The sequence below is a fragment of the Catenuloplanes indicus genome, assembly GCF_030813715.1.
Classification (GTDB): domain Bacteria; phylum Actinomycetota; class Actinomycetes; order Mycobacteriales; family Micromonosporaceae; genus Catenuloplanes; species Catenuloplanes indicus.
The window spans coordinates 2278547-2304482 of the sequence record NZ_JAUSUZ010000001.1; the positions used below are offsets into that span (position 1 = coordinate 2278547).

23 protein-coding genes are annotated in these 25936 nt (G+C 73.5%); 13 read left to right on the plus strand and 10 right to left on the minus strand.

Annotated features, from left to right (window positions below; all coding sequences use genetic code 11):
* Positions 1 to 107 precede the first annotated feature (107 nt).
* Positions 108 to 1541, plus strand: coding sequence for a WGR domain-containing protein (locus J2S42_RS10355; protein WP_307237970.1), 1434 nt, complete (start codon positions 108 to 110; stop codon positions 1539 to 1541).
* Between the two features lie 420 nt (positions 1542 to 1961).
* Here J2S42_RS10355 and J2S42_RS10360 read toward each other — a convergent pair whose 3' ends face one another.
* Complete coding sequence (locus J2S42_RS10360; RefSeq protein WP_307237972.1) at positions 1962 to 2168, minus strand: helix-hairpin-helix domain-containing protein; 207 nt, start codon at positions 2166 to 2168, stop codon at positions 1962 to 1964.
* On the opposite strand from J2S42_RS10360, the gene J2S42_RS10365 reads away from it, so the two are divergent.
* Positions 2161 to 3660, plus strand: coding sequence for a hypothetical protein (locus J2S42_RS10365; protein WP_307237973.1), 1500 nt, complete (start codon positions 2161 to 2163; stop codon positions 3658 to 3660). The genes J2S42_RS10360 and J2S42_RS10365 overlap by 8 nt on opposite strands.
* A 156-nt stretch (positions 3661 to 3816) precedes the next feature.
* A complete protein-coding gene (locus tag J2S42_RS10370) occupies positions 3817 to 4506 on the plus strand; it encodes a DUF429 domain-containing protein (RefSeq protein ID WP_307237975.1) in 690 nt (229 codons plus the stop codon).
* Between the two features lie 192 nt (positions 4507 to 4698).
* Here J2S42_RS10370 and J2S42_RS10375 read toward each other — a convergent pair whose 3' ends face one another.
* From J2S42_RS10375 to J2S42_RS10385, 3 genes are all read right to left on the minus strand, one after another.
* A complete protein-coding gene (locus J2S42_RS10375) occupies positions 4699 to 5877 on the minus strand; it encodes a vWA domain-containing protein (RefSeq protein ID WP_307237976.1) in 1179 nt (392 codons plus the stop codon).
* Positions 5877 to 7076: an AAA family ATPase gene (locus J2S42_RS10380; RefSeq protein ID WP_307237978.1), complete on the minus strand. Its 1200-nt coding sequence runs from the start codon at positions 7074 to 7076 to the stop codon at positions 5877 to 5879. Before J2S42_RS10380 ends, J2S42_RS10375 begins: the two co-directional genes overlap by 1 nt.
* A gap of 137 nt (positions 7077 to 7213) precedes the next feature.
* Positions 7214 to 8746: a hypothetical protein gene (locus J2S42_RS10385; protein ID WP_307237980.1), complete on the minus strand. Its 1533-nt coding sequence runs from the start codon at positions 8744 to 8746 to the stop codon at positions 7214 to 7216.
* Positions 8747 to 8936: 190 nt separating this feature from the next.
* On the opposite strand from J2S42_RS10385, the gene J2S42_RS10390 reads away from it, so the two are divergent.
* Genes J2S42_RS10390 through J2S42_RS10405 form a run of 4 tightly spaced genes read left to right on the plus strand, consistent with a single transcriptional unit; the run spans position 8937 to position 11657 of the window.
* Positions 8937 to 9266 (plus strand): PadR family transcriptional regulator, encoded by a 330-nt coding sequence (locus J2S42_RS10390; protein WP_307237982.1) that lies wholly within the window; start codon positions 8937 to 8939, stop codon positions 9264 to 9266.
* A gap of 14 nt (positions 9267 to 9280) precedes the next feature.
* Positions 9281 to 10138 carry a pentapeptide repeat-containing protein gene (locus J2S42_RS10395; protein WP_307237984.1) on the plus strand — a complete coding sequence of 286 codons (858 nt, stop codon included), beginning with the start codon at positions 9281 to 9283 and terminating at the stop codon, positions 10136 to 10138.
* 8 nt (positions 10139 to 10146) lie between these two features.
* Entirely contained in the window at positions 10147 to 10899 is a 753-nt protein-coding gene (locus J2S42_RS10400; RefSeq protein ID WP_307237986.1) for an ABC transporter ATP-binding protein, read from the plus strand.
* Positions 10896 to 11657, plus strand: a complete 762-nt coding sequence (locus J2S42_RS10405) for an ABC transporter permease (RefSeq protein WP_307237988.1) — start codon at positions 10896 to 10898, stop codon at positions 11655 to 11657. The genes J2S42_RS10400 and J2S42_RS10405 overlap by 4 nt, the downstream gene beginning before the upstream one ends.
* A 115-nt stretch (positions 11658 to 11772) precedes the next feature.
* Here the strand turns inward: J2S42_RS10405 and J2S42_RS10410 are convergent, their stop codons facing one another.
* Together J2S42_RS10410 and J2S42_RS10415 are read right to left on the minus strand one after the other, a co-directional pair.
* Entirely contained in the window at positions 11773 to 12654 is an 882-nt protein-coding gene (locus J2S42_RS10410) for an alpha/beta fold hydrolase (RefSeq protein ID WP_307237990.1), read from the minus strand.
* Positions 12655 to 12693: 39 nt separating this feature from the next.
* Complete coding sequence (locus J2S42_RS10415) at positions 12694 to 13737, minus strand: helix-turn-helix transcriptional regulator (RefSeq protein WP_307237992.1); 1044 nt, start codon at positions 13735 to 13737, stop codon at positions 12694 to 12696.
* Positions 13738 to 13859: 122 nt separating this feature from the next.
* Between J2S42_RS10415 and J2S42_RS10420 the strand changes: the two genes are divergently transcribed.
* Together J2S42_RS10420 and J2S42_RS10425 are read left to right on the plus strand one after the other, a co-directional pair.
* Complete coding sequence (locus tag J2S42_RS10420) at positions 13860 to 14189, plus strand: BBE domain-containing protein (RefSeq protein WP_307237994.1); 330 nt, start codon at positions 13860 to 13862, stop codon at positions 14187 to 14189.
* A 121-nt stretch (positions 14190 to 14310) separates the two neighbouring features.
* Complete coding sequence (locus J2S42_RS10425; protein WP_307237997.1) at positions 14311 to 14784, plus strand: SSI family serine proteinase inhibitor; 474 nt, start codon at positions 14311 to 14313, stop codon at positions 14782 to 14784.
* Between the two features lie 160 nt (positions 14785 to 14944).
* On the opposite strand, the gene J2S42_RS10430 is transcribed toward J2S42_RS10425, so the two are convergent.
* The 3 genes from J2S42_RS10430 to J2S42_RS10440 all read right to left on the minus strand — a co-directional run bounded on the left by J2S42_RS10430 (position 14945) and on the right by J2S42_RS10440 (position 19787).
* A complete protein-coding gene (locus J2S42_RS10430) occupies positions 14945 to 16135 on the minus strand; it encodes a cytochrome P450 (RefSeq protein ID WP_307237999.1) in 1191 nt (396 codons plus the stop codon).
* 557 nt (positions 16136 to 16692) lie between these two features.
* The gene (locus J2S42_RS10435; RefSeq protein WP_307238001.1) at positions 16693 to 18603 is read right to left on the minus strand and encodes a DUF6528 family protein; all 1911 of its coding nucleotides are present in this window, start codon (positions 18601 to 18603) and stop codon (positions 16693 to 16695) included.
* A 65-nt stretch (positions 18604 to 18668) separates the two neighbouring features.
* The gene (locus J2S42_RS10440) at positions 18669 to 19787 is read right to left on the minus strand and encodes an FAD-dependent oxidoreductase (protein ID WP_307238003.1); all 1119 of its coding nucleotides are present in this window, start codon (positions 19785 to 19787) and stop codon (positions 18669 to 18671) included.
* A gap of 79 nt (positions 19788 to 19866) precedes the next feature.
* Between J2S42_RS10440 and J2S42_RS10445 the strand changes: the two genes are divergently transcribed.
* Together J2S42_RS10445 and J2S42_RS10450 are read left to right on the plus strand one after the other, a co-directional pair.
* On the plus strand, positions 19867 to 20526 hold the full coding sequence (locus tag J2S42_RS10445) for a TetR/AcrR family transcriptional regulator (RefSeq protein WP_307238005.1): 660 nt from the start codon (positions 19867 to 19869) through the stop codon (positions 20524 to 20526).
* Positions 20527 to 20590: 64 nt separating this feature from the next.
* Positions 20591 to 22564, plus strand: a complete 1974-nt coding sequence (locus J2S42_RS10450; RefSeq protein WP_307238007.1) for a SpoIIE family protein phosphatase — start codon at positions 20591 to 20593, stop codon at positions 22562 to 22564.
* A 7-nt stretch (positions 22565 to 22571) separates the two neighbouring features.
* Here the strand turns inward: J2S42_RS10450 and J2S42_RS10455 are convergent, their stop codons facing one another.
* Positions 22572 to 23210 (minus strand): TetR/AcrR family transcriptional regulator, encoded by a 639-nt coding sequence (locus J2S42_RS10455; RefSeq protein WP_307238009.1) that lies wholly within the window; start codon positions 23208 to 23210, stop codon positions 22572 to 22574.
* 93 nt (positions 23211 to 23303) lie between these two features.
* Between J2S42_RS10455 and J2S42_RS10460 the strand changes: the two genes are divergently transcribed.
* Together J2S42_RS10460 and J2S42_RS10465 are read left to right on the plus strand one after the other, a co-directional pair.
* A complete protein-coding gene (locus tag J2S42_RS10460) occupies positions 23304 to 24281 on the plus strand; it encodes an SDR family NAD(P)-dependent oxidoreductase (RefSeq protein WP_307238010.1) in 978 nt (325 codons plus the stop codon).
* Between the two features lie 220 nt (positions 24282 to 24501).
* Positions 24502 to 25797, plus strand: a complete 1296-nt coding sequence (locus J2S42_RS10465) for a hemolysin family protein (RefSeq protein ID WP_307238012.1) — start codon at positions 24502 to 24504, stop codon at positions 25795 to 25797.
* Positions 25798 to 25936 lie beyond the last annotated feature (139 nt).

Below are 25936 nucleotides of genomic sequence, written 5' to 3' on the forward strand. Positions count from 1 at the left end.
GCGATCATGCCCGTGGCCAGGCAACCGTCCGCGGTGGCGCTTTTTGTCGTACCCGTTGGATAGGTTCTCGGGGTCTTCGTTCCTCACCTTCGACGGAAGGGCCCCCGATGCCGGCCGACACCACGTACCTCGAGCTCTCCGAAGACTCCGGGAGCGCACACAAGTTCTACGAGGTGACCGTCGACGGCACCGACCTGACCGTCCGCTATGGACGGATCGGTGATCACGGCCAGGTGAAGAGGTCGTCGTTCCCGACCGAGGACAAGGCGAAGTCCGAGGCCGCGAAGAAGATCGGCGAGAAGGTCCGCAAGGGTTACGCGCCGGCCGTCGTCGGCGGCCGGCAGAAGCGCTCGGTCACCCGCCGCCAGATCATCAGCACCCGCTCCACCGCGAAGGCCGCGCCGATCCTCTGGCGTTACTCGTCCGGCAGCGCCGCGTTCGGCATCTTCGTCGACGACGACGTGTGCATGGTCGGCAACGAGAGCGGCCTGATCACCACGCTCGGCCACGACGCCTCGGTGCAGCGCCAGTTCCGCCTGCCGGACGGTGTGAAGTGCATCGTCGCCGACGACGGCTGGATCTACGCGGGCTGCGACGACGGCAACGTCTACGACCTGTCCGGCAAGATCCCGCGCCTGGCGTACGCGATCGACCCCGGCATCGACATCTACTGGCTGGACATCCACGACGGCGTGCTCGGCGTGTCCGACGCGCGCGGCGGCATCTCCGCCATCGACCACGAGGACGAGTTCCTCTGGCAGCGCCCCGGCCGCGGCAGCTCCGCCTGGATGGTCCGCTGCGACGCCGACGCGCTGCACCACGGCCACTCCGCGGGCGTGACCAGCTACGACTGGCGCACCGGCGCGGAACTGTGGCACACCGGTACCGGCGGCCCGGTCCTGTTCGGCTGGCAGGAGCCCGGCAAGCTGTACGCGGGCACCGCTCGCAGCCAGGTCGTCGAGCTCGGCAAGAACGGCGCCCGCCACCGGACGTACCAGTGCGACGCCGCCGTCTTCTCCTGCGCCGCCTCCCCCGACGGCCGTTTCGTCTTCGCCGGCGACAGCGCCTCCTCCGTCTACTGCTTCACCGCGGACGGCACCCGCCTGTGGAAGCTCGCCACCGGCTGCGGCTCCGCCTACTCCATGCAGTACCACGACGAGCGCCTCTACATCGTCACCACGAACGGCACGCTGGCCTGCGTCGACGCCAGCGAGGCCGCGATCACCGCCGCGATGGGCGGCACCGTGCCGCAGCCGGTCGACGTCAAGGCACCACCGGCCATGCCCACGGTCGCCCCGTCCAGCACCGTCGAGATCGTCCACGACCTCGCCGACGCCCCCGGCGACGTCATCGTCGAGTGCATCGAGGACGCCGGCCGCCTCCGGATCCGGGTGGTCTCCGCCGGCTACCACCAGAACTGGCAGGTCCAGTTCCCGAAGGGCATCCGCGAGGCCGGCGCGCGCTACGTCGTCTCCGGCATCCGCGAGGCCGCCCGCGGCGGCTTCTACCGCGCCTACGGCGACATCCGCCGCCTCCGCTGACCTTCCCGTTCGCCGCAGGTTGCCGCGCCCGGTCTCGCGGCAGCCTGCGGCCTTTCCCGCGCCGCGGACCGCGCCTGCGTTGCGGTGGTATTCGCCCGGCGGCGACGGCCTGCGTGCTCACGGGTCCGGATCGCGGGCGGTGTTTCGCTGTCCAGGACCAGCGGCGATGTGACCTCCCGGTGGGGTGGATCCGTCGCGGTGGCTTTCCCGCGTGAACCAGCCGCCGGCCGCGTGAGAATCTCGGCACGTGCTGCCGGCGACGGGCATGCGATCGTGGAACGGGCCCGCTGCCGCCGCTTCTCGTGTCCGAGATCTCGTGATGTCTCGCTGGTTCGTCAGCGGCGCTGGATGCGTCCCGGACCGAAGCGGCCGCCGCTCGTACCGGAAGGCACGAGCGGCGGCCGCAGGTGGTGACGCAGGTCAGGCGTTCTTCTGGTCAGCCAGCGCCCGGGCCTGAACCGGCCAGTTGGGCACGCTGGCGGTGGCGCGGATACCGGCTGCGGTCAGCGCGGCACGAACCCCGGCCTCACCGGCCGCCGCAAGCTCCGCGTAGGTGGTGATCCCCGCCGCCTGCAGCGCCTGCGCGGACTTCGGCCCGAGGCCCGCGATCTTCGTCAGGTTGTCCACCGACGCCGACGCCGGCGGCGCGGGCACGACCACCGGCTCCGGGTCGGCGGCAACCACCGGCTCGGAAACGGCAACCGGCGCGATCTCCGGCTCCGCGACAACCGCCGGCACCGCCTCCGGCGTGGAGGCAACCGGCGCCGCCTCTGCGGCCGCGGTCGGGGCCGCGTTGGCGGCGGCCGGTTCGACGGCGGGAGCCGGCTCGGTTACGGCCGGTGCGGCTACCGGCTCAGCCGCGGTGATCGGCTTCGGCGGCTCGGCGGCGGCCGGGGCGGCCTTCGCCGCGCGCGTCGCCTTCGTGGCCGGAGCGGCCTTGGCGGCAGGCGTCGCCTTCGCGGCCGGGGCCGCCTTCTTGGCGGCGGGTGCCCGCTTCGCGGCGGCCTTCCGCGCCGGCGCCGCCTTGGTGGGTGCCGCGACCGGTGCGGTCTCCGCAGGGGCCGGCTCCTCGGTGGTGGCCGGTGCCACGACCACGGTGGTCTCCACGCCGGACGCTTCGGCAGGCCCGTTCACCGGCGTGATCGGCTCGTCACCGGCAGCGGAATCCGCACCACCGGAGACCGGCGCCGCCACGGATCCGGCGCCGACGGCCGTCGCGGGCTCCGCGTCCGACGTCACGGACACCGTACGCTCGCCGGCCGCCGATGCCGCAGCCGGAGTGGCCGCGGTCTCGGCGACAGCCGGAGTGGCCGAGGTCTCGGCGACAGCCGGAGTGGCCGAGGTCTCGGCGACAGCCGGAGTGGCCGAGGTCTCGGCGACAGCCGGAGTGGCCGAGGTCTCGGCAGCGGCCGGAGTGGCCGAGGTCTCGATGGCGGCCGACGTGTTCGCCTCGGTCTCCGGGTCGGCGGCGATGCCCGCCACCGGCAGCGGCGACGTCACGCTGTCCGCGGACCCGGAACTCTCGGCCGGCGAGGAGGTACCGGCAGAGACCGGCTCCGTCGCAGGCGTGGAGTCGGAGTCGGCGGCGATTCCCGCCTCCGGCAGCGGCGCCGTCTTGTTCTCGCCGGGCGCCGCGGCCTGGTCGTTCACGGCCGCGGATCCGGTCTCCGGCGCGTCCGCGCCGGCCGGCGCGGTGACCGCAGGCTCCGCCCCCGCCGTCGCCGAGGTCGATTCACTGATCACCATCGGCTTCGAAGCCGGAGCCTCGGACACGCCGGAAGCCTCCGTGGCCGCCGATGCCGGCGGAGCCGTGTCGGTGCCGGCCGAGGTGGTGCCGGCCGAGGTGGAGCCGGACGAGGTGGTGCCGGACGAGGTGGAGCCGGACGAGGTGGAGCCGGCCGAGGTGGAGCCGGCCGAGGTGGAGCCGGACGAGGTGGTGTCGGCCGACGCGGTGGCATCGGTTATGGTGGCGGTCGAAGCCGACGAATCCGAAGTGTCCGAAGAATCCGTCTTGATAGGCTTGGCGGCCGGGGGCACAGCGCCGGAGCCCGAAGGCTTGCGGAGCCGGCCCACCAGCCACCAGGCAATGAGAACGCCCGCGATTCCCAGGGCGAGGTAGATGAGATTCCGCATGAAAAGCCTCCCGATATACGGAGGCGGCATTGTAGCAACGGCGACGCCGGACCCCGACACGCAGAGGGCATCCCGGTCCACCCGGCCTGACCAGGCACGGGAGCGGAAACGAACGGGAAACACGGCGTTGTAGCGTGACCGGATGCCATTCCGGGTCCTCGGTGCCGACGCATACAAGGGCGGCTGGGTCGGCGTCCTGCTCGACGGCGACGGCGACCGCCTCCAGGTCCATGCCGCGCCGACGATCGCGGCACTGGTCGCGCAGGCCGGTCCGGTCGACGTGGCCGGCATCGACATCCCGATCGGCCTGCCGGACCGCACGCGCCGTCGCGCCGACCAGGACGCCCGCGCTCTCCTCGGCCCGCGTGCGTCGTCCGTGTTCTACACGCCGGTGCGCGCCGCGCTGACCTGCCCTGACTACGCCGCCGCCAACGCCGAGAACCGGCGGCTGGCGGGTGAGGGAATATCCGCGCAGGCGTACCGGCTGGGTCCGAAAATCCTGGACGTGGACGCGTGGCTGCGCGCCGGCGCCCACCCGCGGACGATCGAGGTCCACCCCGAACTCTCCTTCGCCCGGATGGCCGGCGGCCCGCTGCCGGACAGCAAGAAAACCTGGTCAGGCACGGTACGCCGGGAGGAGCTGCTCCGGCAGCACGGTGTCCTCCTCCCCCGCGACATCGGCCCGGCCGGCCGCCTGGTGCCGGTCGACGACGTACTGGACGCGGCCGCGGCGGCCTGGACCGCGCGCCGTGCCGCAGCCGGTGCGGCAGAGTGCGTACCGGCGGATCCCGAGTTCTTCAGCGATGGCCTCCCCGCCGCGATCTGGAGCTGATACCGGAACGCCGCGACCAGCGTGTGCGGGTCGCTGGACATCCGGGCCAATTCACCGGTGGCCGCCTGCGGGTCCGCGACGCCCCGGCTGGTGGTGAGCGCGGCCCGGGCGACCACCGTGACGATCCGGGCGATCTCGTCCGTGCCGCTGGAGGCCGCGCTGATGCCGCGGTTCCGACCCGGTGCGGCGAACTCAGCCGATCCGGACCACCCGAGCCCAGGGCGGCGTCGCCACCCACTCCTCGGACGGCCGGGGGAACAGTCCGACCACCGTACGCGCGGCCGGACGCACGGACGGCCACGGTGTCTGGCCGTCGGTGAGCATCACGACCACGTCCGGGCGCCTCCGCAGCGCGGCCGCGAAGCCTTCGCGCATGTCCGTACCACCGCCGCCGGCCAGTGGGATGTCCTCCGCCCGGCAGAGCCGCCCGACCGTGGCCACGCGCGCGTCGCAGGACATCACGGTCACCAGGTCGCGCCGGCCGCCGAGCGCGCGGCCGATCGCGGTCACCTCGAGCAGCGCGCTGCCCAGTTCCGCGTCCGAGACCGAGCCGGACGTGTCGACCACGACGCACACGGACGGCGGGCTGCGGCGCAGCGCGGGCAGCACCACGCCGGGCAGGCTGGTAGCGCGCCGGCCCGGCCGCCGGTACGTGTAGTCCTCGCCCGCACCGGCCGCGCTCGCGGCCGACCGCAGCGCGTTGCCGAGCAGGGCCCGCCACGGCTGCGGCGGGTGGAACACCCGCTCGGCCCAGCGCTTCCAGCCGTCCGGCGCGTCGCCGGGCGCGCCCGCGATGCCGTGCGCGACCCGGAACCGGACCGCGTCACGCTCCTCCTTCGTCAGGCCGTGCGCCCCGTCCGGGCCGAGGTCCCACGGCCGGGCGCCGCCGTCCGCGCCGCTGCCGCAGTCCAGCCACGCGAACGGCTGGGTGCGCGCCCCGAGCGTGAACCGACGCAGGTAATACTCCATCACCTGGCCGGAACGCAGCCCGAGCGAATCCGGGCGCACCGCGTCCCGCGGCATCGGCAGCGCCGTGTCGTACACGTCATCGTTGATCTCGGCGTCCGCCGCGATGTTCATCCGCAGCCGTTCGCCGGGGCCGTCCACGCCGTGCTCCGCCGCGTAGGCGTCGCCGCGGCCGTGGTGGTCGCGCAGCAGGTGCGACACCTCGTGCACCCAGACACCGGCCAGATCACGCACGGTACGGCGGTCCACGAACGCGGGCGAGACATAGCAGCGCCAGTGCCGGTCCACCGCCATCGTCGGGGTGGCCGGTGACTCCACCACGTGCAGCGCGAACAGCGCGGCCGCCAGGTAGGGCCGCTCCCGCGCCGCGTGCAGCCGCGCCGCGTACAGCTTCTCCAGGTCCATCAGGCCGCCACCGCCCGGCGGGACAGCGCGACCGTGCCGGCCAGCCGGTCGATCAGCGCGGGCACGTCCCACTCCTCGCGGCGCAGCGCGGCCAGCGTGGTCGCGGGCACCACCACCAGGTCCGGCGGCCCGGTCTCGGCGGCGCGGGCCAGCAGCGACCAGGCCGCGTCCCAGCGTTCCCGCTCCGGCCGGTCGCGGACCGCGGAGATCACGCCGTCCAGCACGGCCTGGCGCAGGTCCCCGCGCTCCGGCAGCGGCGTGCCCACCGGGTCGGCGAGCAGCGTCTCCGGGTCGGGCAGGTCGAGCCGGTCCAGGCCGGCCAGCAGCTCCAGGCCGGGCCCGTCGCCGACCGCGCCGCGGACCAGCATCGACAGCACCTCCCGGGACGTGCCGGCCGCGGTCCCGAACGCGATCAGCCGCAGCGCCATGTCCCAGCTGCGCGGCGACGGCCAGGCACCGCCGCGGGCCTGGTCCGCGCCGGGCATGCGGTGCACCAGGCCCGGCCGCGCGGTGAGGAACGTCTGCACGGCCCGCCGCGCGTACGCGACCGCCTCCCGCAGCCGCGCCCGGTCCAGCCGGGGCAGCACCGCGCGCGGCCACACACCGCCGAGCCCGCGTACCACCACCGCGGCGTCGTGTGTCCACTGCAGATGAACGAACCGGTTCGCCAGCGGCGGGCTCAGCTCCCAGCCGTCCGCCGCGGAACCGCGCGGGTTGGCCGCCGCCACGATCCGCACGCCGGGCGGCAACGTCAGCGCGCCCACCCGCCGTTCCAGCACCAGCCGCAGCAGCGCGGCCTGCACCGCGGGCGGCGCGGTCGACAGTTCGTCCAGGAACAGCAGCCCCCGCCCGGCCGCGGCCAGCCGCACCGCCCAGTCCGGTGGCGCCATCGGCACGCCGTGCACCGCCGGATCGTCCCCCACCACCGGCAGCCCCGCGAAGTCGGACGGCTCGTGCACGCTCGCGATCACCGTGGTCAGCGGCAGGCCCAGGTCCGCGGCCAGCTGCGTCAACCCCGCGGTCTTCCCGATCCCCGGCTCGCCCCAGAGCAGCACCGGCAGATCCGCCGCGACCGCCAGCGCCAGCGCGTCCAGCTGCGCGTCCCGCCGCTCCTCCGTGTCCGTGTCGCCGAGCAGCGACAGCAGTTCCGCCGCCGTGTCCAGCTGATTCCCGTTGCGCATCCGCGTCATCACCCTCATCTCTCAAAAGATCAAATTCCGTCGTCGGTACGGCGCGGTAACTCTCGATCCGCCGGACACCCACGATCCGGGGCCGCCGGGCCGCCGGGCCGCACCCGAGGCGCTGCGCGCCGTTCTTCTCTCGGCACGCCGGCCGGTCACCGGCGCCGTCGACGCGGGCGGTGGCGGGACCGGGCCGGGTCGTCCGCGCGGCGCCAGTCGGAGCGGGGCCGGGTCTGGTGCGTGGGATCGCCGAGGTCGGCCGGGCCGGGGGCGGTGCGGTAGCGGGCGTGGAGCGCGCGCTGTTCCACGGCCGCGGCGAGTTCGTCCCGCAGCGGTCCGCCGGGCAGCACCGCGGCCGGGCCGAGCAGGTCCTCGATGCCGCGGAGCGCGCCTTCGGTGTCGCCGTGATCGAGGCGGGCCCGTACGTCGTCGAGGCCCGCCGGGTGCCGGTGCAGTTCGTCGATGACGCGCAGGCAGGGCAGCGGTGTGCCGGTCAGCGCGGCCAGCGTCTCCTCCCGGCGGAGCTCCACCTCGTCGTGGTCGAGCGGCCGCAGCACGCCGTCCACCAGGCCGACCCGGTGGTCGGCGCCGCGGCAGCGCACCACCCGTACCCGCGAGGAGTCTGCCGTTGCTCCGCAGACCGGCACGTCGGGGACCCGGCCGGGGACGAGCGCGGCCGCGACCAGCGGATGCAGCTCCGCCGGGGTGATCAGGTCGGCCCGCAGCAACGCGAGGTCCGGCGGCTCCCAGACCGCGGCGTCCGGAAGTACCGGCAGCCCGCGGCCGTCTCCCTCGGTCAGCCGCGGTGGCGCACCCGCGGCGAGCTGCAGCACCAGTCGCGCGCGGGCCCCGGCCCGGATCGCGACCGCACCGTCGGCGCCGAGACCCTCGGCCCGCAGCAGGATCGCGGCCTCCACCGCCCATCGATCGACCGCGCACCCGCGCGCCCGCAGCCGGTCCGGCAGCCCCGGGTCGAACGACTCGATCCCGCCCACGGCGAGCGGGGCCGGGCCGCCCGGCAGCGCAGCCGCGGTGCGCACGCCGCCGCACAGCGCAGGCCCGCCATCGGCCGCCGCGGGCACACCGCCGACCGCCGCGATCACGTCGTCCGGCACCACCGCCGTGCCCGCGGGTTCCGCGGTGCGCGAGGCGGCGGGCGGCGGTGGAGTCGCCGGGAGACCGGCGCGGGTGCGCAAATCCGGCGCATGCCGGGTGTCCCAGAGATGGCGGTGCAGGTCGAGGCGGAAGCGCCGGTGGGGGTGCGGATGCGGGTGCCGGCCGGTGTGGCCGCCGGGCCAGACCGCGAGGCTGATCCGCTGCCCGGCGTCCGCCCACGCCGGTGCGGTACGTGCGACCAGCCACACTGGACCGGATGCGGACCGGTAGCGGGCCAGGCCGATCGTCAGCGCGGGCCGGAGCAGGCCGTCCGGGGCGATCCGGGGCAGGTGCCAGCGGAGCAGGTCGGGGGCGAGATGCCGAAGGTCGGCGCGGATCTCCGCGGCGAGGTCCGCACCGTGGGCGCGGGTGATCTCGAGGAGGTCGCAGTCGACATCGGCGCGGGCCGCCGCGCAGGCGCCCGCCCAGTCGCCGGCGCGGCGGCGCGCGCCGGCGGACGTGATCATCGAGGGCGGCACCGCATAGGACCGGATGTGCCGCCAGAGGTCCGTGTTCACCCCGTGGGAGCGCATCAGCGCTCACCTTCGGTGAAACGGGCCCCCAATCTGCGAAGAGTAGAGGTCTTCATCGCCGCGAACGCTATCAGCGCCCGCAAGCGGTTTTCCGGCCGGCCACCACACCCGCCCATATACCTCGACCGCCTAAGTACCCCGACCGTCTAAGTACCTTGACTGTCACAGTACATCGCCATACATTGGTCTCATGAGCACGAGCAAGGTCACCTCCGATCTGCTGCGTGGCAACACGGACACGATGATCTTGAAGCTGCTGACCGAGTCGGATCGGTACGGCTACGAGATCGTCAAGGTCATCGCGGAGCGCTCGCAGGGTGAGTACCAGCTGAAGGAAGCCACGATGTACTCGAGCGTCCGGCGGCTCGAGGCGGACGGCGACATCACGTGGTACTGGGGCGACGAGTCGCAGGGCGGCCGCCGCAAGTACTTCCGGATCACCGACAAGGGGCGCGAGACCTACGCCCGCAACAAAGCCAACTGGGAGTACGCGAAGCGCGTGCTCGACACCCTGATGTGAGGCGACGACCACCGATGACAGACAAGATCGACGAGTACGTGAACGGCGTCTTCGCGCCGTACCAGGGTGCGAAGAGCGTCGACGAACTGAAGCACGACCTCCTCGCCGACCTGCACGAACGATTCCGTGAACTGCGCGCCGAGGGACACGGCGAGGCCGCCGCGCTGGCGCTGACCATCGACAGCATCGGCGACATCGAGCAGACCGTCCGTGAGGTGTCCAACCTGTCCCGGGTGCTCGAACGGCAGACCGTGACCCGCTTCGACGGCACCGACTCGGCCGGCGGCGACTTCTCCGGTGTCACCACCCGCAACGGCCGGTTCGACGGCAGCGCGCTGCGCGGCGCCGACTTCTCCCGCGCCGACCTGACCGGCAGCACGTTCCGGGGCAGCGACGTGGCGGAGGCGAACTTCGACGGTGCGAACCTGACCGACGTCACCATGACGGCCAGCGAGTTCAGCCGGGCCACGTTCCGCGGCGCGATCCTGGTACGCACCGATTTCAGCACGTCCGGCCTCAACGACATCGTGATCGCGGACAGCGCGCTGACCGACGTCAAGTTCCGGTCGACGGACGTGCGGCGCGTCGTCTTCCAGCGCTGCACGTTCACCGGCGTCGACTTCACCTATTCCGACCTGCGCCGGCTGAACTTCGACGGCGCGGCGCTGACCAGCGTCCGATTCGACCGGGCCGGGCTGGAGGGCGCCACCTTCCGCGGCGCGATCCTGCGCGACGTCTCGTTCCGGGCCTGGTCCCGCAAGTACCGCAACGCGCTGCGCACCGTGGACTTCACCGGCGCGCGGATGGACAAGCTCACCTTCGCCGGTCTCAAGGGCTACGGTTTCGAGCCCGCCGGCGTGATCGTCGAGTAGGGGCGACCATGATTCGAGTCAGCGGACTGCACAAGTCCTACGGGCCACTGGACGTGCTCCGGGGCGTCGACCTGGAGGTGGCGCGGGGCAGCGTCTTCGCGCTCCTCGGCTCCAACGGCGCCGGCAAGACCACGATCGTCCGGATCCTCGCCACGCTGCTGAGGCCGGACGCCGGTACCGCGACCGTCAACGGGTTCGACGTCGTCGCGCAGCCGGCCCGGGTACGCGAGTCGATCAGCCTGACCGGCCAGTTCGCCGCGGTCGACGAGATCCTGACCGGCCGGGAGAACCTGGTGATGATCGCCAGGCTGCGGCGGGTGGCCGCGCCGCGGAAGGTCGCCGACGACCTGCTGGCCCGGTTCAGCCTGACCGACGCGGGCGGGCGGCCGGTCGGCACGTATTCCGGCGGCATGCGGCGCCGGCTGGACATCGCGATGAGCCTGATCGGGGACCCACCGGTCATCTTCCTGGACGAGCCGACCACCGGCCTGGACCCGGAGGCCCGGATCGAGGTGTGGGACGAGATCCAGAAGCTGGCCGGCGTCGGCACCACGGTCTTCCTCACCACGCAGTACCTGGAGGAGGCGGAGCGGCTGGCCGACCGGATCGCGATCCTGCACCGGGGCACGATCGTGGTCGACGGCACGCTGGCCGCGCTGCGCGAGCTGCTCCCACCGGCCACCACCGAGCTGGTGGAACGCCAGCCCTCGCTCGAGGAGATCTTCCTGTCCGTCGTCGGCAGCGCGAAGGAGCGGTCATGACCACACACGTCCTCGGTGACACCTCGGTGCTGCTCGGCCGCTCGATGCGGCACATCACCCGCAGCCTGGACACGATCATCACGGTCACCGTCATGCCGATCGCGTTCCTGCTGCTGTTCCGCTACGTCTTCGGCGGCGCGATCCAGACCGGTACGGACAACTACGTCAACTACCTGATGCCCGGCATCCTGCTGATCGCGATCGCCAGCGGCATCTCGTACACCGGGTTCCGGCTCTTCAACGACATGCGCAGCGGGATCTTCGAGCGGTTCCACTCGATGCCGATCGCCCGGTCCGCCGCGCTCTGGGGGCACGTGCTGACGTCGCTGGTCTCGAACGGCATCTCGGTGGCCGTGATCCTGCTCGCCGGGCTGGTGATCGGCTTCCGGTCCTCCGCCGGGGTGCTCGCCTGGCTCGCCGTGGTGGGCATCCTGGCGCTGTTCACGCTGGCGCTGACCTGGATCGCGGTGATCGCCGGGCTGTCCGCGTCCACGGTGGACGGTGCGAGCGCGTTCTCGTACCCGATCGTCTTTCTGCCGTTCGTCAGCTCCGCGTTCGTACCGACCGGCACGATGCCCGGCCCGGTCCGCGCGTTCGCCGAGCACCAGCCGGTCACCGCGATCGTGGACACGATCCGCGCGCTGCTGAACCGGCAGCCGGCCGGCGACGACATCTGGGCCGCGCTGGCCTGGTGCGCCGGCATCACGCTGGTCGCCTACCTGGCCGCGACCCTGGTGTACCGCAGGAAGATCGGTTGACGGCCCGCGCGGGGATCATCCGATCCCCGCGCGGTCCACGCCGACCGGCCGGCAGCGGCGGGCCCGGGAACGGGCGCATGCGCGACGCGGGGCCGCTCCGGATGGTCCGGGGAGGTCAGCCGGGACGGCCTCCGGAAAGAGCGTCCTCCCGCCGTGCCGTGACGCCGCGCAGGTGGCCGGCTGCCAGGGTCGCCGCCAGCGCGTCCGGGGCGGAGAGGAACGGGGAGTGCGAGGTCTCCAGCTCCACGACGGTCGTCGGGCGGGCGGAGATCGCGTCGATCTCCCGGACGAAGCGGCGCTGGAGCGCGACCGGGACCGCGCGGTCCTCGGTGCAGATCACGTAGGTGTGCGGCACCCGGCCGTACCGTGCCGGTGTCACCTGGAACGTCTCGGCCGGGATGCCGAAGCTGCCGTCCGTGCTGAGCAGCGCGATCGCCGCGTCCGCGGTCGCGGTGTCCACGTCGTGGTAGAAGCAGTCGCGGATCGCGGCACGCCGGGCCGGGTCGGCCGGGTCGATGCGCAGCGCGCCGGTGGCCACCGGGTCCGCGCACAGCAGCCCGCCGACCTGCTCGCCCGCGTTCTCCGGCAGGCCGATGCCGGCCACGCCGGGCAGTCCCGCGACCGGCGCGAACGCGGTCACGTAGACCAGTTCGGCGAACAGTTCCGGCGCCAGCTCGGCCGCGCGGGTGGCGACGATGCCGCCCATGCTGTGCGCGGCCACCACGGCCGGGCGCCGGAGTTCCCGCAGCTGGGCGATCAGGCGGTGCGCGGCGGACGTGGCGGTGACGTCCGCGACCGGCGACGGTGCGACGGCGAACGCGGCCGGGTCGAACGGACGTGCCCAGCGCGCCTCCGGCGACCGGCTCCGCAACCCGAAACCATCAAGATCAACGGCCAGCGAGGGTACGCCGAGGCGGGCCAGCCGCTCCGCGACGGCACTCCAGGCCCAGGGGCCGTGCCAGAAACCGTGGACGAGAACGATCGGAGTGTTGTTCACGCGGCCACGCTAGGGACGGCCGCGCGCGGTAACCACGCACTACCGGGACGGGGCTAACGCCGCCAGCCGGGCGTCCGTGCCGGTGCCGGGGACCGGGTGCAGCAGGAGCAGCCGCTGGCTGGAGTGCGGGCTGGTCACCACGACGCATCGCAGGTGCAGGCCGTCCATGTGCTTGTCGGAGCAGTGCAGCGCGGACACGTCGTGCTCGTCCCACATCCGGGTGAACTCCGTGCTGGCCGCGCGCAGGTCGTGGACCAGCGCGACCGCGGTCTCGTCGTGCCCGCGGCGTGCCGCCACGGCGCGCAGGTCCGTCACGTACGCCCGCGCGGTCCCGGCGTGGTCCTCGCCCGGCTCCAGCAGCTCCCGCCAGGCGGGCGAGGTGAACCAGCGCCAGACCAGGTTGCCGTCCCAGCCGGGCAGGCCGGTGAACGGGCCGAACAGCGCGACGTTCAACGGGTTCTGCGCGAGGACGGTGCCGAGGTCGTCGGCGAGGTAGCCGGGCGTGAGCGCGTTCGCGTGCAGCAGCGACAGCAGCCCGGGGTCCGGCGTCCCGTCCGCGCCCGGGCTGCCCGGCGCGGCCTGGCCGGCCAGCCGGAACAGGTGCTCGCGCCGTTCGCCGGTGAGCCGCAGCGCACCGGCGATCGCGGTCAGCGTAGCGGCCGACGGGTGCGGGCCGCGACCCTGTTCCAGCCGCTCGTAGTAGGTGACGGACAGGTGCGCGAGCGCGGCAAGGGCAACTTCGGCGTGGTGACCGCGGTGGAGATCGCGCTGTTCCCGGTCGCGCGCTTCTACGGCGGTGCGGCGTTCGCGGCCGGTGCGGACGCGCCCGCGCTGCTGCACGCGTGGCGCACGTGGGCGCCGGCGCTGCCGGAGTCCGCCACCACGTCCGTGGCCGTGCAGCGGCTGCCGCCGGACCCGGCGCTGCCCGAGCCGTTGCGCGGCGCGTTCGTGGTGGCGCTGCGCTTCGCGCACGTCGGCGACCCGGCCGACGGCGAGGCGCTGTTCGCGCCGATCCGCGGCACCGTGCCGCTGCTGGCCGACGACGTGCGCGACCGGCCGTACGCGGAGGCCGGCCTGATCCACGGTGATCCGCCCGGCCCGCTGCCGTACGCGACCGCACGACCGGCCTGCGCGAACTCCCGGCCGAGGCGGTCGACGCGCTGCTCGCGCTGGCCACCCCGGGCACGGACTGCCCGCTGGTCAGCGTGGAGCTGCGTGCACTCGGCGGCGCGCTCGACCGGCAGCCGGAGCCGCCGAACGCGGTCGCCACCCGCGGCATGCCGTTCGTGCTGTTCGGGTTCGGCGCCGGTGGCCCGGAGGCGCTGCCGGAGCTGCGCGGCTACCTGGCCCGGGTGATGGACTCGGTGGCGCCGTGGGCGCACGACCGCCAGATGGTCAACTTCATGTCCGCATCGGACGAGAACGACGTGCGCGGTGCGTACGGCGACGAGATCTTCGACCGTCTGGTCAAGATCAAGCAGGTGTACGACCCGCAGAATCTTTTCCGGGCGAATCACAACATTCCGCCGACGTAAAGAGGGCCGGACGGGTGAAGCTACCGGACACAACGTACTAGTTTGGCCGATTTTGCGAATTTGATGGCTGAAGGCGGGGTAGACCGGACGTGATCGTCCGTGTCCCACGTCAGGAGTTGTCATGATCCGCCACCTCGCGACCGCCGCACTCGCCGCGGCCGCCACGGTTGCACTGCTGCCCGGCACCGCCACCGCCGCGTCCGCCGCGTTCACCCAGCCCGGCGGGCGGCCGGGCGTGGCTCCGGCCGCGGTGCGCCCGGCGCCGGCCGCCGCGCCGTTCGCCCGGCTCACGCTGAAGGTCACCGGTGACCCGGCGACCGGCCGCGCCGCCACCACGCTCACGCTGACCTGCGGCCCGGTCGGCGGCACCCACCCGGCCGCGCCCGAGGTGTGCGCCGCGCTGAAGAAGACCGGCGGGAACGTGTTCGGCCTGCCGCCGCGCGACGGCGTGCTGTGCACCGCCGACTACCGCCCGGTCACCGCGTCCGCCACCGGCCACTGGGGCCAGCGGCCGGTCAACGACCGGCGCACGTTCGGCAACGCCTGCCAGCTCGGCATCCAGGCCGGCACGGTCTTCACGCCCACCCGCGGCTGACCGCCGGCACCGCCGCGGCCCGCGCACACGGCCGGCCGGCGGCACCGCCGGCACTGGCGGCCCCGCGCGCGGCCGACCGCCGGCACTGGCGGCCCCACGCGCAGCCGGTCGGCCCATGCGCAGCCGGCCGGCCCATGCGCAGCCGGCCGGCGCTGCGAAATTACGCCCGCGCGAAGCTGACCGGCAGTCTCTCCGGACCGAACGTGCCGAGCGCGGGCCGCCAGGGCAGCGGCTCCGGTGGCAGTTCCGGCGGGCCGAAGCGCGCGGCCAGCACCGGCAGCGCCTCGGTCAGCTCGGTGCGGGCCAGCGCGGAGCCGAGGCAGTAGTGCGGGCCCGCGCCGAACTGCAGCAGCGGTACGTCGTAGCGCGCCCGGATGTCGAAGACCCGGCCACCCGGGTACGCCCGTGGGTCGCGCTGCGCCGTGGGCACCGCGGTCGTGAAGATCGTGCCGGCCGGCACGTCCACGCCGTGGAAGGTCAGGTCGGCCGACGCGCGGCGGATCAGCGCGCCCGCGGACGGCCGCCAGCGCATGCACTCCTCCACGGCCGGGCCGGCCAGCGACGGGTCCGCGCGCAGCCACGCCCACTGCTCCGGGTGCTCGGCGAACGTGACGACCGCGTTGGACAGCTGGTGCCGGGTGTTGTCGTGCGCGCCGAACACGAGCGTGACCAGCAGGTTCCGCACCTCGTCGCGGCTGGCCGTGCCGTCCTCCGCCATCGCGGCGAGCAGCACGGAGATCACGTCGTCGCCGGCCGGCCCACCGGCCTTGCGGTCCATCAGCGCGGACACGTACGCGTCCAGCCCGGCCACCGCGCGCTCCACCCGCGCGGCCGTGTCACCGCCGTTGGCCAGACCGAAGATCAACCCGATGTCCGAGGACCACTGGCTGAACTCGTCGTAGTCCTCCGCGGGCACGCCGAGCAGCTCGCACATCACGGCCAGCGGCAGCCGGTTCGCGAACGCGTCCACGAACTCGACGCTGCCCGCACCGGCCATCTCGTCCGCCAGTTCGGCGGCACGCCGGTGGATGAACGGGCGCAGCGACTCGACCATGCGCGGCGTGAACGCGCGCCCGACCAGCCCGCGCAGCCGACGGTGGTCCGCGCCGTCGTGGTTGCTGATCATCGGGACCCACCAGTCGTAGACGGGCCCGGACGTGACGCCGTTGTTGCGCAGGAAGTCCTCGCCGCCGTGGTCGAAGCGCTTGTCCCGGAGCAGCTCGTTCGCCTCCGCGTAGCGCACCGCGACCGGGCCGATCGGACTGTCCGCGAACCAGTTGTCGTCCTGGGCGGCGAACGCCTCCGGCGACGTGAAGCTGAACGACGGTGCGAGCACGTCGAGGTAGGACATTCACGCAGTGTGCCGCAGCGCACACCATGAACGGAATGCCGGCACAAAGGTCATCATGGGCTCCGCACTGACCGCGCGCCGCCGGGACTGGCCCGGCCCGCGCTGACACCCGGGCCGGCGAGACGCGCTCCGCCGGCGGCCCGGGCCGCCGGCGCGTTCCCCGGCCTGTGCGCGCGACCGGGCCGACGGTGGTGCTGCGGATCGGCCCGCGGATCCGTGGACGGCGCGGGGACGTTGCCCGGGCGGGCCGCGGGACGTTCGGGTTCGCCTCCTGGCACCGGCCGCACGCGCCGCCGCCCACCTACCGGCGCGGCCGGTTCACTGTGGACGGTATGGTGTTCCCGTCGCGGCCGGTGGACATCCCGGCCGGAACGCTGGCGCGGTGGCCGGTCGGGCTGGACGTGGCGGGCGTGCGGATCGACCGGGCCACCGCGTCCGTCCTGACGCTGCTCCCCGGTCCGCAACGAGCTGCGCTCGACGCGGTGCACGCGGAGATCCGTAGCCGGTCCCGGAGTGACGGTGCACCGGCCGGTCCGCCGGGGCACCGCCGTCCGGTGTCAGGAGATCTCGGAGATCCTGCCGACGTGCAGCGTTCCGTCGGTCAGCGGCACGGCGAACGCGTCCAGCGCGCTCGCGTCGCCGTCGATCCGGACCGGTGACGGCCAGGTGCCGCCGGTGCGGGTCTGGTGCCAGACGCCGAGCCCGGAGCGGACCGTGACCAGCTCCAGCGCCGTGCCCGGCCAGCCGGCCGCGGCGAGTGCGGTGACCTGACCGGTGCCGGTCCGGGTGGGTACGGTCGCGGACCCCTGCCAGGAACCGGCCGCGGTGCGCACGCGGTGGAAGACGCTGCCCCAGTGGGTGACCGTGAACGCGTGCACCGTACCGTCCGGCAGCGCGGCGGCCGCGACGTCGCCGAGCGTACCGTTCTCGTCGATCTTCGCACTGGGCTGGAAGACACCGGCGGTGGTGCCGGTCCGGTGCCAGACGCCGCTGCCGGGCACGACCGTCAGCACGTGCACCGTGTTCGCGGACGGGCTGACCGTGGCCGCGATCGCGGCGACCGACCCGTTCTGGTCGATCTGGGTGGAGTGGTCGGCCCAGACGCCGCCGGTGCGCTTGCGATACCAGACGCCGCTGCCCGGAACCAGCGTGAAGGCGTGCAGGTTGCCGCTCGCGTCGGCCGCGAGCGCCACGTCAGTGATCTTGACGCTGTCGTCGATCTTCACGGCGCTGTTGATCGTGCCGTTCGCCTCCCGGCTCTTGTACCAGAGGCCGCTGGCGTGCACGAAGCTCACCGCGTGCAGGCGACCGTCCGGCGTCCCGGCCGCCGCGCTCCGGCGGATGTTCGCGTTGTTGTCGAAGGCCGTGGGCGCGGCCCAGGTGCCGGTCGCGCCCCGGGTCACGTCCCGCACCCGGCCGCGCAGCACCTCGTCGGCGACGCTGTAGTACGGGCTCATCACACGCGCCTTGTAGATCGCCGCGCCGCTGCGGGTGCGCGTGGTGTCCGGTCCGAAGAAGTCCACGGTCTCGGTGCACCAGTCGCGGAACGAGTCGTTCGGGTTGTTCAGGTAGCAGGAGCCCTGCGGCGTCTTCCTGACGTCGACCATCGTCTGCACCACCTGGCCGGACGGCTGGCTGCCGACCGCCTTGACGAACGGCCGGTCCCAGTCCGCGCCCGGCGCCGCGAACGTGCCGGTCACCTTGTCGTACAGGTAGGTGCGCGCGTTCGTGGTCACCCACAGCTTGGCCGGGTCGGACTCGTGGGCCGACACGTCGTGCGCCCACTGGCTGTCCAGCACCACGCGGCGGTCCTCGCGCAGCACCGGCGCGGACGGCGGGCCGCCGACCTCGAGCGAGATCAGCACGCCGCGCATGCCGGCCGCCGTGTCGACGTCGCCGGCCACCCAGAGCCGGCCGACCTGCGGGTCCCAGAGCGTGGCGTGCGCGCCCTCCAGCGCGTACTCACCGTAGGCGGTGGCGGACGGGCCCTGCGACGCCGCGTAGACCCGCACGTAGCCGCTGCCACCGGTGGCGGCGACCGCGACGTTGCCGTCCGGCAGCAGCTCGACGGAGTGCCGGTTGTCCGCCGCCGGGGCCTTGTGCGCCCAGATCCGCTTCTTGTCGTCGGCGCCGCCGTAGCCGACCACGGTCGCCAGCCCGGCGCCGTCCACCACCACGACGCGCTGCTCACCCGCTGCCGTACGCCGGAGCCGGAAGTCGTTGCCGCCGCGGAAGCCGGCCAGCTCGGCCGCGGAGAAGCCGCGCGCGGCCGTCGGCGCCCACTCCCACTTCACCGCGGCCGCGCTGTTCCAGTTCGTGACCGCGGGGTCCATCTCCAGGATCTTGTGGTTCCGCAGATCGCCGATCAGGATCGAATAGTCGTCCGCCGCCGCCTGCGCCGGTGTTCCCGGCACCAGCGAGGCGGCGCAGATCGCGGCCACGACCGCGCCGATTCCCCGTGCGTTCATCGACACTCCATTCAGGATCGACCGTCCGGCCACGGATGGTACGGTCCTGCGCTGGTGTCCGTCGATCAGTCGCCGAGCAGGCGGACCAGCCCGTGCGGCGCGTCGGCGCCGAAGATGAGCTCGATGGTCTCGCGCGCGGCCGTGGCTTCCGCCTCGGCGCGGGCGAACATCACCTGCTCGTACGCGGTGAGCGCGGCCTCGGGGTCGCCGGGGTGCGCGGCGATCGCCTGGCCGAGTTCCGCGCCGTCCAGCATCGCGATGTTCGCGCCCTCGCCGCCCGGTACGGTCACGTGTGCCGCGTCGCCGAGCAGCGTGACGCCGGGCGTACGGTCCCACCGGTGCCGGTCGGGCAACCGGTAGATGCTGCGCAGGACCGGCGTGGTGTCCGCGTCCGCGATGAGCGAGACGAGGTGCGGCGCCCAGTCGCCGAACTCGGCGGCGATCCGTCTCCGCGCGGCGCCGGCGTCGGTGAAGTCGATCTCCGCGAACCAGGCGGCGGGCCGGTGCAGCACGACGTACACGTGGATGGTGCCGCCCCGCTCACGATGTGCGAGAAAGCCCTTGCCGGGCGTGAGGGCGTACATCGCACCGGCGCCGACCGCCGCGGCGGCGCGCGGGTGCCGGTCGTCGACGTCGTGCAGGTACGCGTCCACGTAGCTCATCCCCGCGTACGCCGGAACGTGGGCGGACAGGAGTGACCGCACCCTGGACCAGGTGCCGTCGGCACCCACCAGCAGGCCGGAGACGTCGGTGGTGCCGTCCGCGAACGTGAGTTCGTGGCGGCCGTCACCGATCGGCGCCGCCGCGCGGAGCTTCCGCCCCCAGCGCACGGTCCCGTCCGGCAGCGATTCCAGCAGGATGCGCCGGATGTCGCCGCGCAGTGCCTCCGGGCGTGCCATGGAACCGTCGTCCGGCACGTCGGCCAGCACCGCGCCGTGCCGGTCGAGCACGCGCTGGGCGCCGCCGCCGCGGTGGATGATCGCGCGATACCGCTCGGTCAGCCCGGCGATCTCCAGCGCGCGCTGACCGTTGTGTTCGTGCAGATCGAGCTGGCCGCCCTGGGTGCGCGCACCGGCCGAGGCCTCCGCGTCGTAGACGGTGACCGGGATGCCGTGGGTGTGCAGCACCCGGGCCAGCGTGAGGCCGCCGAGGCCGGCGCCGGCGATGGTGACGGGAATGGTCATGGTCGTCCTTCCATTTTTGGACCGTTGGTCCACTGGCACTACTATTGGACCGGCGGTCCATTGCTGTCAAGATGGGACCATGAGCCCTCGGCGCAGCGACGCACTCTCCCGGGACCGCATCGTCGACGCCACCGTGCGGATCCTCGACCAGGAGGGCGCGGACGGGCTGACGGTCCGCGCGGTCACCGCCCGGCTGTCGACCGGCCGGGGGGCGATCTACCACCACGTCCGGGGCAAGGACGACCTGCTCGCCGCGGCCGCGGACGGCGTCGTCGACCGGGCGCTCGCGGGCCTGGCCGACGGCGACGACGCGGAGCGGGCGATCCGCGCGGTAGCGCTGGCCGTCTTCGACGCCATCGACGCACATCCGTGGCTGGGCACCCAGCTGGCCCGCGAACCGGCACAGCCGGCCGCGCTGCGGATCTGGAAGGCCCTCGGCGTACGGCTGCGCCAGCTCGGCCTGACCGGCACCGCGCTGCCGAGCGCCGGATCCGCGCTGGTCAACTACGTGCTCGGCGCGGCGGCCCAGCACGCCGCGGGCGCCCGGCGCGCCCCGGACGACGCGACCCGACGCGCCCACCTGGAGGAACTCGCCGCACAGTGGGTACAGCACGACGACGACCCGGTGGTCCGTGAGGCAGCGGGCCTGCTGCGCGACCACGACGACCGCGAGCAGTTCCTCGCCGGCGTGGACATCTTCCTGACCGGGGCGCGGGAACATCGCGGCCACCGCGCGTGACTCGTTGGTCGGTTGACGGTGTCCGCGCGACGCGACCGCCGTGCGGGAAGGGAAGGTGCACGCCATGGGTGACGACGACGACCGGACCGGGGACGCGCGGGTGGTCCGGGACCGGTTCGAATCGATGAGCCCGATCCTGGCCTGCTACGCGGGACCGGAGCTGCGGGTGATCGCCGGCAACGCCGCGTTCCGCGCGCTCGTCAGCCAGGAGTTCGTGGTGGGCCGCACCTACCACGAGCTGTTCCCGGAGTTCGCGGCGCAGCGGATCAACGCCATCGTGGAGCAGATCTTCGCGACCGGCGAGGCGCAGACCGGGCGGGAATGGCGTTTCCAGGTGGCCGAGCCGGACGGCACCCGGCGCGAATATTACATGGACTTCCTGATCGAGCCGTACCGGGACGCGGACGGCGCCGTGGCCGGCATCACCGCGATCGGCATCGACGTCACCGACCAGGTCCGGCGCCGCCTGGCCGAACAGGAACGCGCGATCGAGGCGGAACGGCGCTACGCCCGGGCCCGCGACGTGATCAGCACCCTGCAGCAGCAGCTGCTGCCGCCGGGACTGCCGGTGCTGCCCGAGCTGGAGGTGGCCGGCAGCTACCTGCTGGCGGACGCGGAGAACGCGGCCGGCGGCGACTGGTTCGACGCGGTGGTACTGGCCGGCGGGCGAGTGGCGCTGGTGGTCGGCGACGTGGTCGGGCACGGGCTGGCCGCGTCCGCCACGATGGGTCAGCTGCGGGTGCTGCTGCGCGACCGCCTGCTGGCGACCGGGAACCTGCTGGCCGCGGTGAACACGGTGAACACGGCCGCGGGCTGGATCCCGGGCGCGCGGGCGGCCACCGTGTGCGTGGTGGTGTTCGATCCGGCCGACGGTGCGCTGACCTACGTGACCGCGGGCCATCCGGCGCCGCTGCTGTTGCCGGCCGGCGGTGACGGTGTGTTCCTGCCCGCCACCGGTGCCGGTCCGCTCGGCGTGGGGCCCTCGTTCACCGCGGCGATGACCGGTACGGCGAAGCTCGCTCCGGGTGCCGCGGTGCTGCTGTACACCGACGGCATCCTGGAGCGCCCGGGACGCTCGCTGTCCCGGGCCAGCGTCGAGCTCGCGCAGGTGGCCGCGGACGCTGCCGCGGACCGGGTGCTGCGCGACGACGCGCTGCTGCCGGCGGAGCGGATCAGCGTGCAGACCGTGGAGGTGCTGGCCCGGATGAACGGGCACACCGACGACATCACGCTGCTCGCCGCGCGCCGCGTCGAGCCGCCCGCACCGCTGCACCTGACCCTGACGCTCCACCACGACGGCCAGCTGCGAAAGCTGCGGACCCGGCTGAGCGAATGGCTGAGCACCTGCGGCGCCGGCGCCCGGGACGCCGCCGCGATCCGGCACGCGGTGGCGGAGCTGGCAACCAACAGCCTCGACCACGCCTACCTGGACCGGGCCGACGACGACGCGACCTGCGAGGTCACGCTCACGCTGCGACCCAGCGGGCGCATCGAGGCGCGGGTGCGCGACCACGGCACCTGGCGGGAGCCCCGGCCGTCCGCCGACCGCGGGCTCGGCCTGCAACTGGCCACCGGCATGGTCGACCAGCTGCACGTGCATCACGACGAGCACGGCACCACGGCCGTCGTCACGCACACGCTCGCCCGTCCGGCCCGGCTGCTGACCACCGAGCAGCTGTCCGCCGGCCGCCCGGTGCCGGCTCCGGCCCAGGCTGACCCGCTCATGATCCTCGACCAGCCGTGGGCGCCCACGCGCCGGATCCGAGTCGACGGGCCGGTCGACACCACCACCAGCGATCACGTCGAGACCGCGGTCCGCGCGGCCGGCTCGGCCGGGACCACCGACCTCACCGTCGACCTCACCGGAGTCACCCACCTGGCCAGCGCGGGCGTCGCCGCGTTCCACCGACTGGCCGCCGCGCACCGCGCCAACGGCACCACACTCTCGTGGTACGCGCCCACGGCCAGCCCGGCCGACGTGATCCTCACGCTGGTCGAGGTCGACCACCTGACCCAGGACCCGCACGTACCGTCGTAAGCGGCCCCTATGAGGCGGCGCCGCCGGCCGGGCCGGACAGATGCGGCGATTCCAGGCAGTGCAGCGCGATGCCGGCCGCGCGCTGCATGGCGGCGTGGGTGCGTTCCGGTGGCTCGCCGCGCTGGAGGCTGGTCACGGCGGCGGCGCCGACCGCACCCATGAGCGCGCCGACGACGGTTGCCGCGGCGACCTCGTCGATCTCCTGCGGGTAGGCCCGGTGCAGGGCTTCGGCGATCCGCGCCTGGGCGGCGAAGGCGGTGTGCAGGGCGCGCGCCTGAACGGCGGGCGTGGTGATCACCAGGTGCGCACGCAGCGCCGCCAGCCCGCTCGGCAGGTCTGCCGAGGCGGTGTCGGCGATCATTGCCCGCGCCGCCTCGGCCAGCACCTCCCGGATCGGCGTGCCGGGCGCCCGGGCCTCGACGGCCTGCACGGCGAGGTCGACCCGCCTGCCGCCGTCCGCCAGCAGAACGTCCTCCTTGGTCGCGAAGTGCAGGAAGAACGTGCGTTTGCTGACATCGGCGGCCTCGGCGATGTCAGCCACGCTGGTCTGGTCGTAACCCTTCGCGGTGAACAGGCGCACCGCCTCGTTCACCAGCGTCTGCCGGGTGAGCTGTTTCTTGCGTTCGCGGCGTCCGAGCTCAGGCACAGCGTGAGCATAGTGCACCACGTATATCAGTTCACTCGGAATATAAGTATACTGAGTGCACCGAATCCAGTGATGTGGAACGAGGTGCCGACGATGGGCGAGCTGACCGGACGAACAGTGTTGGTGACCGGAGCGGGGCGGGGCATCGGCCGGGCGGAGGCGTTGTACCTGGCCGCCGGCGGCGCGAACGTGGTCGTCAACGACCCGGGTGTGCAGATCGACGGGGGTGGCGGCGACGCCGGCATCGCTGCGGCGGTGGTCGACGAGATCCGCACGCGGGGCGGGCGGGCGGTCGCGGACACCGGCAGCGTCACCGACTGGGCGGCCGCCCGGCGCATGGTCGAGCTGGCCGTCGCGGAGTTCGGCGATCTGCACGCGGTCGTCAACAACGCCGCGATCGAGATCAACAAAGGGCTCGAGCGGCTGACCGAAGCCGAGTTCGACGACGTGGTGGCGGTCAAGCTGAAAGGGACCTTCGCCGTGAGCCGCTGGGCCGCGGCGTACTGGCGTGACCGGCGGGACGAGGGAGTCCGCACCGACCGCGCCATCGTCAACACCGCGTCCGGCTCCGGCCTGCTCAACCCGTTGCCCACGCAGACGAACTACGCGGCGGCGAACGCCGCGGTCGCGGCCGTCACCACCGTGCACGCGCTGGAACTGCGCCGGCTGGGCGTCCGGGTGAACTGCGTCAGCCCGTCGATGGTGCGCACTCGACTGACGAGTTCCGTGCCCGGCATGCGGCAGGCGCCACCGGACGCCGAACCCGACCTTCAGGACCCTCGCCGGGTGGCTCCGCTCGTCGCCTACCTGGTCAGCGAGGCATGCCCGCTGACCGGACAGGTGCTGTCGGTACGCGGCGGCGCGATCGCGGTCAACCAGGGCTGGGCGCGCGGCGCGGAGGTGAACAAGGACGGGAACCTCTGGACGATCCCCGAGCTGGCGGCCGAACTGACCGCACTGCCGCTCGATGACCCGTTCGAGCGGCTGACGGCCGCGCTCGACGGCGCCCTGGGCGTCCAGGGGCGCGACCGTCTCGAAGCGATGATCAACGCGGAGCTCGACGGCCGGTGAGCCGACGCGAACCGTCTGAACCGGGACGGGCGCCGGCGATCAGGAGCCGGGTGCGGACGCGATCGGAGGGCCCCCGGCCCCCGAGCCGGCAGCCAAGTCCGTCCAGTGTCGCCGTACCGCAGGCCACGCCGCATATGACCAGGTCAGCAGAGTAGCCGCCCGGCTACTGGCAGAATGTGGATCAATCTCTGCTGGTTTGTCTGTTCCGGGAAGGCTCACCGTGGGTGGCTATGGAGCGCAGGTCGCGCTGGTCCTTGTTCTCGTGTTCGTGAACGCGGCCTTCTCCGGGAGCGAGATGGCGCTGATCTCGTTGCGGGAGAGCCAGCTGCAGCGGCTGGAGAAGGCGTCGCGAGGCGGCCGGACGCTGGCCAAGCTGGCCCGGGACCCGAACCGGTTTCTCTCCACCATCCAGATCGGCATCACGCTGGCCGGCTTCCTCGCGTCGGCGGCGGCGGCAACGTCGCTGGCGCGGCCGCTGATCGCGCCGCTGGGCGTGCTCGGGGACGCGGCGGAGCCGGCGGCGATCGTGCTGGTCACGATTGTGCTGACGTTCGTCACGCTGGTCGTCGGGGAACTGGCGCCGAAGCGGATCGCGATGCAGCGGGCCGAGGGGTGGGCGCTGGTCGCGGCCCGGCCGCTGGACCTGCTCGCCACGATCTCCCGGCCGGTGATCTGGCTGCTCGGCACGACCACGAACCTGGTGGTACGGCTGACCGGCGGTGATCCGGGCGCCGGCCGGGAGGAGGTCTCCACCGAGGAGATCCGCGACATGATCACGGCGCAGCGGGACTTCTCGCCGGAGCAGCGGACCATCATCAGCGGCGCGTTCGACATCGCGGACCGGATCCTGCGGGAGATCCTGGTGCCGCGCCGGGACGTCACGTCGCTGCGCGCGGACACGCCGGCGCACGACGCGCTGCGCAGCCTGATCGAGTCCGGTCATTCGCGGGCGCCGGTGACCGGGCCGATGGGGCTGGACGACGTGGTCGGCATGGTGCATCTGCGGGACCTCTACGACGCCACCGGGCCGGTGCGCGAGCTGGCGTCGCCCGCGGTCTTCCTGCCGGAGACGCTGAAGGTCTCCGACGCGCTCCGCCAGCTCCGCGCGCAGCACCAGCAGTTCGCGCTCGTCGTCGACGAGCGCGGCGCGATCGACGGCATCGTCACCATCGAGGACCTGGTCGAGGAGATCGTCGGGGAGATCTACGACGAGACCGACCGGGACATCCTGTCCGTGGTCCGCGAGCCGGACGGCGCCCAGCTGCTGCCGGGCGGGTTCCCGATCCACGACCTGACGGACATCGGCATCGAGCTGGCCGCGGCCGACGACGACGGCGACTACACCACGATCGCGGGCCTGGTGCTGGCCCGCCTCGGCCACATCCCGAAGACGCCGGGCGAGGTGGTCACCACCGCCGGGCTCAGCCTTGAGGTCGTCGAGATCACCGGCCACGCCATCACCAAGATCCGGCTGCGCGAGATCCCGGACGCGGACCCGGAGACGACGCAGGACTGAGCCGGGGCAGGATGGCCGGGCACCATGTCCGGCACGTCCGGCCCCGGCCCGGCACGCGCGCGCCGGCCACCCGGGAGAGCATGTCCGGTGGCCGCCGAGCGCCTGTTCGCCAAGCGTGGCGCCGGGGAGCCCCGATGAC

Coding starts and splice junctions, on each gene's coding strand:
- J2S42_RS10375 (WP_307237976.1), bottom strand. CDS start 5,877: ATGGACCTGGAGAAGCTGTACGCGGCGCGGCTGCACGCGGCGCGGGAG.
- J2S42_RS10380 (WP_307237978.1), bottom strand. CDS start 7,076: ATGAGGGTGATGACGCGGATGCGCAACGGGAATCAGCTGGACACGGCG.
- J2S42_RS10450 (WP_307238007.1), top strand. CDS start 20,591: ATGGGTGACGACGACGACCGGACCGGGGACGCGCGGGTGGTCCGGGAC.
- J2S42_RS10400 (WP_307237986.1), top strand. CDS start 10,147: ATGATTCGAGTCAGCGGACTGCACAAGTCCTACGGGCCACTGGACGTG.
- J2S42_RS10460 (WP_307238010.1), top strand. CDS start 23,304: ATGGGCGAGCTGACCGGACGAACAGTGTTGGTGACCGGAGCGGGGCGG.
- J2S42_RS10405 (WP_307237988.1), top strand. CDS start 10,896: ATGACCACACACGTCCTCGGTGACACCTCGGTGCTGCTCGGCCGCTCG.
- J2S42_RS10425 (WP_307237997.1), top strand. CDS start 14,311: ATGATCCGCCACCTCGCGACCGCCGCACTCGCCGCGGCCGCCACGGTT.
- J2S42_RS10440 (WP_307238003.1), bottom strand. CDS start 19,787: ATGACCATTCCCGTCACCATCGCCGGCGCCGGCCTCGGCGGCCTCACG.
- J2S42_RS10370 (WP_307237975.1), top strand. CDS start 3,817: ATGCCATTCCGGGTCCTCGGTGCCGACGCATACAAGGGCGGCTGGGTC.
- J2S42_RS10385 (WP_307237980.1), bottom strand. CDS start 8,746: ATGCGCTCCCACGGGGTGAACACGGACCTCTGGCGGCACATCCGGTCC.
- J2S42_RS10390 (WP_307237982.1), top strand. CDS start 8,937: ATGAGCACGAGCAAGGTCACCTCCGATCTGCTGCGTGGCAACACGGAC.
- J2S42_RS10430 (WP_307237999.1), bottom strand. CDS start 16,135: ATGTCCTACCTCGACGTGCTCGCACCGTCGTTCAGCTTCACGTCGCCG.
- J2S42_RS10435 (WP_307238001.1), bottom strand. CDS start 18,603: ATGAACGCACGGGGAATCGGCGCGGTCGTGGCCGCGATCTGCGCCGCC.
- J2S42_RS10355 (WP_307237970.1), top strand. CDS start 108: ATGCCGGCCGACACCACGTACCTCGAGCTCTCCGAAGACTCCGGGAGC.
- J2S42_RS10445 (WP_307238005.1), top strand. CDS start 19,867: ATGAGCCCTCGGCGCAGCGACGCACTCTCCCGGGACCGCATCGTCGAC.
- J2S42_RS10395 (WP_307237984.1), top strand. CDS start 9,281: ATGACAGACAAGATCGACGAGTACGTGAACGGCGTCTTCGCGCCGTAC.